Source organism: Arthrobacter sp. Soil736 (genome assembly GCF_001428005.1).
Classification (GTDB): Bacteria; Actinomycetota; Actinomycetes; order Actinomycetales; family Micrococcaceae; genus Arthrobacter.
Window position 1 is genome coordinate 7,530 of the sequence record NZ_LMSB01000056.1, and the last position, 240, is coordinate 7,769.

The 240-nt window shown below is 72.0% G+C and carries 1 protein-coding gene; it reads right to left on the reverse strand.

The window, feature by feature from the left end; translation table 11 throughout:
* On the reverse strand, nt 1-240 hold a 240-nt coding region (locus ASG92_RS30485; RefSeq protein WP_200952068.1), incomplete at both ends, for a PKD domain-containing protein.

Here is a 240-nt window from a genome sequence, read left to right on the forward strand (position 1 = left end):
CTCGGTGGACGTGCCGCCGTCGCCGAAGGCCCAGGACCACGACGTCGGCGAGCCSGTGGAGGTATCGGTGAAGGCCACGTCCAGCGGCGCGGTCCCGGAAGTGAGGGTGGCCGTGAASGAGGCAACCGGCGCCGGGGGCGSTGCCGGGYTGACCGTGATGGTCGAGCTGGTCGAACTCGAGCCGGTGCCGTTGGTGGCGGTCAGGGTCGCGGTGTAGGTTCCGGCGGCGGCGTAGGTGTG